This is a genomic window from Caldovatus aquaticus (assembly GCF_019458025.1).
In the GTDB taxonomy this organism is placed as follows: Bacteria; Pseudomonadota; Alphaproteobacteria; order Acetobacterales; family Acetobacteraceae; genus Caldovatus; species Caldovatus aquaticus.
Genome location: NZ_JAHZUY010000100.1, coordinates 1 through 7277 on the forward strand (window position 1 = coordinate 1; position 7277 = coordinate 7277).

At 76.1% G+C, this 7277-nt stretch carries 7 protein-coding genes; 6 read left to right on the forward strand and 1 reads right to left on the reverse strand.

All coding sequences use genetic code 11. The features are described 5' to 3' along the window. The first annotated feature begins 160 nt into the window (after window positions 1-160). Window positions 161-1006 (forward strand): trehalose-phosphatase, encoded by an 846-nt coding sequence (gene otsB, locus K1J50_RS18220; protein WP_369413649.1) that lies wholly within the window; start codon window positions 161-163, stop codon window positions 1004-1006. After that, a complete protein-coding gene (locus K1J50_RS18225) occupies window positions 1003-2415 on the forward strand; it encodes an alpha,alpha-trehalose-phosphate synthase (UDP-forming) (RefSeq protein ID WP_220119179.1) in 1413 nt (470 codons plus the stop codon). Before otsB ends, K1J50_RS18225 begins: the two co-directional genes overlap by 4 nt. 31 nt (window positions 2416-2446) lie before the next feature. Here K1J50_RS18225 and K1J50_RS18230 read toward each other — a convergent pair whose 3' ends face one another. Beyond that, entirely contained in the window at window positions 2447-3073 is a 627-nt protein-coding gene (locus K1J50_RS18230; RefSeq protein WP_220119180.1) for a glutathione S-transferase family protein, read from the reverse strand. A gap of 102 nt (window positions 3074-3175) precedes the next feature. Between K1J50_RS18230 and K1J50_RS18235 the strand changes: the two genes are divergently transcribed. The 4 genes from K1J50_RS18235 to uvrB all read left to right on the forward strand — a co-directional run. Then, a complete protein-coding gene (locus K1J50_RS18235) occupies window positions 3176-3676 on the forward strand; it encodes a disulfide bond formation protein B (protein WP_220119181.1) in 501 nt (166 codons plus the stop codon). Continuing rightward, window positions 3673-4248, forward strand: a complete 576-nt coding sequence (locus tag K1J50_RS18240) for a demethoxyubiquinone hydroxylase family protein (RefSeq protein ID WP_220119182.1) — start codon at window positions 3673-3675, stop codon at window positions 4246-4248. The genes K1J50_RS18235 and K1J50_RS18240 overlap by 4 nt, the downstream gene beginning before the upstream one ends. A 118-nt stretch (window positions 4249-4366) precedes the next feature. Further along, window positions 4367-4921 carry a DUF2889 domain-containing protein gene (locus K1J50_RS18245; RefSeq protein WP_220119183.1) on the forward strand — a complete coding sequence of 185 codons (555 nt, stop codon included), beginning with the start codon at window positions 4367-4369 and terminating at the stop codon, window positions 4919-4921. A 229-nt stretch (window positions 4922-5150) separates the two neighbouring features. Beyond that, window positions 5151-7277 (forward strand): excinuclease ABC subunit UvrB (gene uvrB / locus K1J50_RS18250; protein WP_220119184.1); only part of this gene is annotated, 2127 nt, incomplete at its 3' end.

The window sequence follows — 7277 nt, forward strand, 5'->3', positions numbered from 1 at the left end:
TATAACGCGCCGCCGGCCCGGGCGGCAGGCGCGCCCGTGGCCGGGCGCGCCCGCCGTCCGCGGCGGACGGCCGCGGGGCGGAGCGGGCGCGGCGCCCACCGGGGGCCGGCCGGGCCACGGGCCGCCGGCCCCGGCTCCGTGCTTCGTGACCGAAGGGGATGTGAACCGAACCCATCTGCCGCCCATGCCGCCCGACGATCTCCCGCCCGGCGCGTCGCCGCCGGGCCTGCCGCCCGCTGCGGCGCTGTTCCTCGATTTCGACGGAACGCTGGTGGAGATCGCGCCGGTGCCGGACGCGGTGCGGGTGCCGCCCGGCCTGCTGCCGGTCCTGGACCGGCTCGCGCGGCGGCTCGAGGGTGCGCTCGCCGTGGTCAGCGGGCGGCCGATCGCGGATCTCGACCGCTTCCTGCCCCTGCCGATCGTGAAGGTCGGCGACCACGGGGCGACGCTGCGCCTCGGCCCCGCGGCGCCGGCGATCGGCCCGAACCTTCCCCTGCCGCCGCCCGCATGGCGCGCCCGCGCCGCCGACCTCGCGGCGCGCTTCCCGGGCATGCTGCTCGAGGACAAGGCGCACGGCTTCGTCCTGCACTACCGCCTCGCCGGCCCGGAGGCGGGGGAGGCGGCGCGCGCGCTCCTCTCCGCCCTGGTGGCCGAGGACCCCGCGCGTTTCACCCTGCTCTCCGCGCGCAAGGCGTGGGAGGTGCGCCCGCGCGGCGTCTCCAAGGCGAGCGCGGTGGCGGCGCTGATGGCGCGCCCGCCCTTCGCCGGGCGCGTGCCGGTGTTCATCGGCGACGACGCGACCGACGAGGAGGGGATGGCGGCGGCGCGCGCCGCCGGCGGCCTCGGGCTGCGCCTGCAGGAGGCGTTCGGCACGCCCGCCCGGCTGCGCGCCTGGCTCGCCGCGGCCGCCGGGGCGCCGGCGGACGGGGCGGCGCCCCCGCCGCGCGCGCGCGCCGGCCAGGCCGGATGGCGCGCGGCGGCGCCGGACGAGGCGCCGCCGCGATGAGGCGCGCCGGCCACTACTGCCACGAGAGCCGCCGCCGCCGCCTCGTGATCGTCGCCAACCGGGTGCCCAATCCGCGCGAGCGCGGCGCCGCCGCGGGCGGCCTCGCCGTCGCCCTGCAGGAGGCGCTCGCCGGACGCGAGGCGCTGTGGTTCGGCTGGAGCGGGCAGTGCGCCGAGGCCACGCCCCGCGAGCCGCGGATCGTGCGCCACGGCCGCATGACCTACGCGCGGCTCGACCTCGGCGAGGCCGACTACCGGCGCTACTACGAGGGCTTCGCCAACGCGTCGCTGTGGCCGATGCTGCACTACCGGCTCGGCATCGCGCAGTTCGACCGCGAGGACTACGCCGGCTACCGCCTGGTGAACGCCGCCTTCGCCGCGGCGCTCGCCCCGCTGCTCAGGCCCGACGACACGGTCTGGGTGCACGACTTCCACCTCTTCCCGTTCGGCGCCGAGCTGCGCCGCCGGATCGGCCGCGGCGGGGCGGACCTGCGCATCGGCTTCTTCCTGCACGTCCCCTGCCCGCCGCCCAGCGTCTTCGGCGCCCTGCCGCGGTCGGAGGAGCTGCTCGCCGACCTCACCGCCTACGACGTGATCGGCGTGCAGACCGAGGAGGATGCGGGGCATCTGCGCGAGGCGCTGCAGCGCGCCGGCCATGACGAGGCGGCGCGGCGGGTCGGCACCTGGCCCGCGGGGATCGACGCGGCGGGCTTCGCGGCGATGGCCAGGCGGGCGGCGGCCGGACCGGAGGCGGAGCGCCTGCGCGCGTCGCTGGTCGGGCGGTCGCTCGTCATCGGCGTGGACCGGCTCGACTACACCAAGGGCCTGCCGCACCGCTTCAGCGGCTACGGGCGGCTGCTCGCCGGCTTCGAGGGGCGCCACCTGGGCGCCGTGACCTACCTCCAGTTCGCCCCGGTCTCGCGCGAGGAGGTGGCCCAGTACCGCGCCCTGCGGCGCGAGCTGGACGAGCTGACGGGCCGGATCAACGGCCAGTACGCGGACTTCGACTGGGTGCCGCTGCGCTACATCACCCGCGCCGTGGCGCGCCCGACGCTCGCCGGGTTCATGCGCATCGCGCGGGTCGGGCTGGTGACGCCGCTGCGCGACGGGATGAACCTGGTGGCCAAGGAATACGTCGCGGCGCAGGACCCGGGGGATCCGGGCGTGCTGGTGCTCTCGCGCTTCGCCGGCGCGGCGGGGCAGCTCGAGGGGGCGCTGGTGGTCAACCCGCTCGACCCGGACGAGATCGCCGAGGCGCTGGACCGCGCGCTCTCCATGCCGGCGGCGGAGCGGATCGCGCGCTGGCGCGGGATGGCGCAGGCGGTCTGGACGCACGACGCCGCGGCCTGGTCGCGCGGCTTCCTTGCCGCCCTGGAGGGCGGACCCGCGGCGGCGGAGCAGGCGGCGTAGGCGGGCCGCGCCGGCCGCCGCGGCCCCGGCGTCAGCTCATCGGCACCATGACGTGCCTGCGGTAGCCGGGCCGCTGCCCGAGCCGCTCGTACCAGCGGCGCAGCCCGGCGAGGTCCGCCCGCCGGATCGGCAGGTTGAACCAGCGGTGGGCCTGGATCCCCAGCGCGATGTCGGCGATCGTGAACGCCGCCCCGGCGACGAAGTCCCGCCCGGCGAGCTGCGCGTCGAGGATGGCCCACACCTCCTCCGCCGCGTCGCGCGCCTTCGCCGCCGCGGCGAGGTCGCGCTGCGGCTCCGGCGTGCGCACGTAGGTGAAGAACAGCGTCGTCATCGGCCCGTTCACGCGCGAGAGCTGCCAGTCCATCCAGCGCTCGACCTCGGCCCGCGGGCGCGGCGCGGCCGGATAGAGCGCGCCGCCGCCGGGGCGCGTGTTGCACAGGTAGCGCAGGATCGTGTTGCTCTCCCACAGCGTGAACCCGTCCTCCTCCTCGATGGTGGGGACCAGGGCGTTCGGGTTCTTCGCCAGGTAGTCCGGGTCGCGGGTGCGGCCGAAGGCGCCGCCGGCGTCGATGCGCTCGTAGGCCAGCCCCAGCTCCTCGCACAGCCAGAGCACCTTCATCACGTTGCTCGAGCTGCTGCGGCCCCAGATCTTCAGCATGGCGCGGACTCCTCCCGTTGCGCGGCGGCCGCCACGGTAGGCGCGGCGCGGGCGGGGGGTCCAGTTGCGGCGCGGCGGCCGAGAGGCGATGTATGCCGGCCCATGGCCCCCTCCGCGACCGCCGCCCTGCTCGTCGCCGCGCTCGCCGCCGCCGCGCCGCTGTTCGCGCGGGGCAGCGAGGCCTGGTGGGGGCTTGCGCCCTGCGCGCTCTGCCTGTGGCAGCGCTGGCCCTACTGGGTCGCGGCCGGGCTCGCGCTCGCGGCGGCCCTGCTGGTCGGGCGGGCGCGCGCCGTGCTGCTCGGCCTTGCCGGCGGGGCGGTGCTGGCCTCGGCGGCGATCGCCGCGCTGCATGTCGGGGTCGAGCAGGGCTGGTGGCCCTCGCCGCTGCCGGGCTGCCAGGTGCCGACCGCCCCGGGCGCGCCGGCGGCGAGCGTCGAGGAGCTGATGCGCGGCCTCGCCCCGGCGCCGACCAAGCCCTGCGACGCGCCGACCTACCTGATCGAGGGACTGCCGGTCTCGATGGCTGCGATGAACCTGCTCTACGCCCTGGGCCTCGGCGGCCTCGCCCTGGCCCTGCCGGCGCGGCGGCGCGGCGAGCGATGAGCGCCCCCGCCGCCGACGGGCCCGCCGCCACCGGCGAGCCCCGCCTGCCCGGCGACCCCACCCCGCGCGAGGTGGTGGCGCGGACGATCCGCGTGGACCACGCGGGAGAATACGGCGCGAAGCGCATCTACGAGGGCCAGATCGCGGTGCTGCGCGGCACGCGCTGGGAGCCGCTGCTGCGCCACATGCAGGCGCAGGAGCAGCACCACCTCGACACCTTCGCGCGCCTGATCGCCGAGCGGCGGGTGCGCCCGACCGCGCTGCTGCCGCTCTGGCACGTGGCCGGCTTCGCGCTCGGCGCGGCGACGGCGCTGCTCGGCCACCGCGCCGCCATGGCCTGCACCGTCGCGGTGGAGGAGGCGATCGACGCGCACTACCGGGCGCAGGAGGCGGCGCTCGGCGAGGACGAGGCGGCGCTCCGCGCGGCGATCGCGCGCTTCCGCGCCGAGGAGCTGGAGCACCGCGACATCGGCCTCGCGCACGAGGCGGAGCGGGCGCCGGCCTACCGGCTGCTCTCGGCCGCGATCAAGGCCGGCTGCCGGGTGGCGATCCGGCTCAGCGAGCGGATCTGACGGAGCGGCCGGGCGGGAAGGGGCCGGCGGCGCTCTGGCCTTCCGGCCCGGCGGCTGGCATAGGAACGGTTGCGCTGCACCGCAGCACGCCACCCGAGCAGGCCGGATCCGACCGCCCATGCCCCTGCCCCCCGCCGCCGCCCGGCGGCAGCCCCTGCACACCCGCAGCCTCGTCATGCGCGGCTATCGGCGCGAGGACGGGCTCTACGACATCGAGGGCCAGCTCACCGACACCAAGACCGCCCCGTTCGAGACCATGGACCGCGGCCGGATCGCGCCGGGCGAGCCGCTGCACGGCATGTGGCTGCGCCTGACGGTGGACGAGACGATGCTGATCCACGATGTCGAGGCGGCCTCCGACCACACGCCCTACGCGATCTGCCCGGCGGCGGCGGCGAACTTCAAGCGCCTCCGGGGCCTGCGCATCGGCCCCGGCTTCACCCGCGCGGTGCGGGAGCGGGTCGGCGGGGTGGCGGGCTGCACGCACCTGCGCGAGATGCTCGGCCAGCTCGCCACCGTCGCCTACCAGACGATCGGCGGGCAGAGCGGCGGCGGCAGCCCGGAGCTGATCGGCACCTGCCTCGCCTGGGCGGCGGACGGGCCGGTGGTGCGGGCGCGCTACCCGGAGGCGGCGCAGGAGGCCGCGGCGGCGAAGCCGGCGGCGGCGGACTAGGGCGGAGCGCGGACGGCCGGAGACAGCCGGGAGCGCGAATCCGCCCGGCAGACAGCGAGCCGGAGCCGTTGCCGCGCGCACCGCCGGGCGGAAACGGCTCCGGCGCCGGGGCCGGCCGGCTCGACGGAGCGCGGCCGCGCCCCCATCTTCGCTCCCGGCGCCGCCGGGCCGCGCGGGCGAGGCCCGCCCGCCGCACCGGCCGCCCGCCGCCGGACCGAACCGCCCGCCGATGAACCTCCTCGCCGCCCCCCCGGTGCTGTTCTTCCCCGAGAAGCGCCCGCCTCCGCCGCCGCAGCGGCCGTTCCGGGTGGTCTCGCCCTTCGCGCCGAGCGGCGACCAGCCGCAGGCGATCCGCGAGCTGGTCGAGGGGCTCGCGCGCGGGGAGCGCGACCAGGTGCTGCTCGGCGTCACCGGCTCCGGCAAGACCTTCACCATGGCGAAGGTGATCGAGGCGGTGCAGCGCCCGACGCTGATCCTCGCCCCGAACAAGACCCTCGCCGCGCAGCTCTACGGCGAGATGAAGGCGTTCTTCCCGGAGAACGCGGTGGAGTACTTCGTCTCCTACTACGACTACTACCAGCCCGAGGCCTACGTCCCGCGCACCGACACCTACATCGAGAAGGACGCGCAGATCAACGAGCAGATCGACCGGATGCGCCACGCCGCCACCCAGGCGCTGCTCGAGCGCGGCGACACGGTGATCGTCGCCTCGGTCTCCTGCATCTACGGCATCGGCTCGGTCGAGACCTATTCGCGCATGGTGGTGCGGCTCGCGAAGGGCGGGCGGATCGAGCGCGACGCGCTGGTGCGCGCCCTGGTCGAGCAGCAGTACCGGCGCAACGACGCCTTCTTCGCGCGCGGCACCTTCCGCATCCGCGGCGAGACGGTGGACGTCTGGCCCTCCCACCTCGAGGACCGCGCCTGGCGCGTCTCGCTGTTCGGCGACGAGATCGAGGCGATCCGGGAGTTCGACCCGCTGACCGGCGAGATCACCGCGGAGATGGCCGCGGTCGCGATCTACGCCAACAGCCACTACGTCACGCCGCGCCCGACGCTGCAGCAGGCGATCGCGCAGATCAAGGCGGAGCTGAAGCAGCGCCTCGCCGAGCTGGAGGCCGCGGGCAGGCTGCTCGAGGCGCAGCGGCTCGAGCAGCGCACCCGGTTCGACATCGAGATGCTGGAGACGACCGGCTCCTGCAAGGGGATCGAGAACTACTCGCGCTACCTGACGGGGCGCAATCCCGGCGAGCCGCCGCCGACCCTGTTCGAGTACCTGCCGGAGAACGCGCTGCTGATCGTGGACGAGAGCCACGTCACGGTGCCGCAGCTCGGCGGCATGTTCCGCGGCGACTACAACCGCAAGAGCGTGCTCGCCGAGCACGGCTTCCGCCTGCCGAGCTGCGTGGACAACCGCCCGCTGCGCTTCGAGGAGTGGGACGCCTACCGCCCGGCGACGATCTTCGTCAGCGCCACGCCGGGGCCGTGGGAGCTGGAGCGGACGGGCGGCGCCTTCGTCGAGCAGGTGATCCGCCCGACCGGCCTCGTGGACCCGCTGTGCGAGGTGCGCCCGGTCGAGGGCCAGGTGGACGACCTGCTCGCCGAGTGCCGCGAGGTGGCGCGCAGGGGCGGTCGCGTGCTGGTGACGACGCTCACCAAGCGCATGGCCGAGGACCTGACCGAGTACATGACCGAGGCGGGCATCCGGGTGCGCTACCTGCACTCGGACGTGGACACGCTGGAGCGCATCGAGATCATCCGCGACCTCCGCCTCGGCGCCTTCGACGTGCTGGTCGGGATCAACCTGCTGCGCGAGGGGCTCGACATCCCCGAATGCATGCTGGTCGCGATCCTCGACGCCGACAAGGAGGGCTTCCTGCGCTCGACCACCAGCCTGATCCAGACCATCGGCCGCGCCGCGCGCAACGCCGAGGGGCGGGTGATCCTCTACGCCGACGTCATGACGGATTCGCTGCGCCGCGCGCTCGAGGAGACGGAGCGGCGCCGCGCCAAGCAGATGGCGTGGAACGAGGCGCACGGCATCACGCCGCAGACCATCAGGCGCCAGATCGCCGACGTGCTGCAGAGCGTGTACGAGCAGGACTACGTGACCGTCGAGGCGGTGGAGGGGGCGGGAAGCGCGGCCGAATTCGTCGGCAAGGACCTGCGCGCGACCATCGCCGAGCTCGAGAAGCGCATGCGCGCGGCGGCGGCCGACCTCGAATTCGAGGAGGCGGCGCGGCTGCGCGACGAGATCCGGCGGCTGGAGGCGCTGGAGCTCGGCCTCGCCGCGGCGCCGGCGGCGCCGCGGCCGCCCGGCCCGGCCGGCGGGAGGGACGCGCCGCGCCGGCCCCGCCCG

What these genes read in the sequence shown, in the direction of transcription:
- K1J50_RS18230 (WP_220119180.1), bottom strand. Translation starts at nt 3,073, where the DNA reads ATGCTGAAGATCTGGGGCCGCAGCAGCTCGAGCAACGTGATGAAGGTG.
- K1J50_RS18225 (WP_220119179.1), top strand. Translation starts at nt 1,003, where the DNA reads ATGAGGCGCGCCGGCCACTACTGCCACGAGAGCCGCCGCCGCCGCCTC.
- K1J50_RS18245 (WP_220119183.1), top strand. Translation starts at nt 4,367, where the DNA reads ATGCCCCTGCCCCCCGCCGCCGCCCGGCGGCAGCCCCTGCACACCCGC.
- K1J50_RS18240 (WP_220119182.1), top strand. Translation starts at nt 3,673, where the DNA reads ATGAGCGCCCCCGCCGCCGACGGGCCCGCCGCCACCGGCGAGCCCCGC.
- K1J50_RS18235 (WP_220119181.1), top strand. Translation starts at nt 3,176, where the DNA reads ATGGCCCCCTCCGCGACCGCCGCCCTGCTCGTCGCCGCGCTCGCCGCC.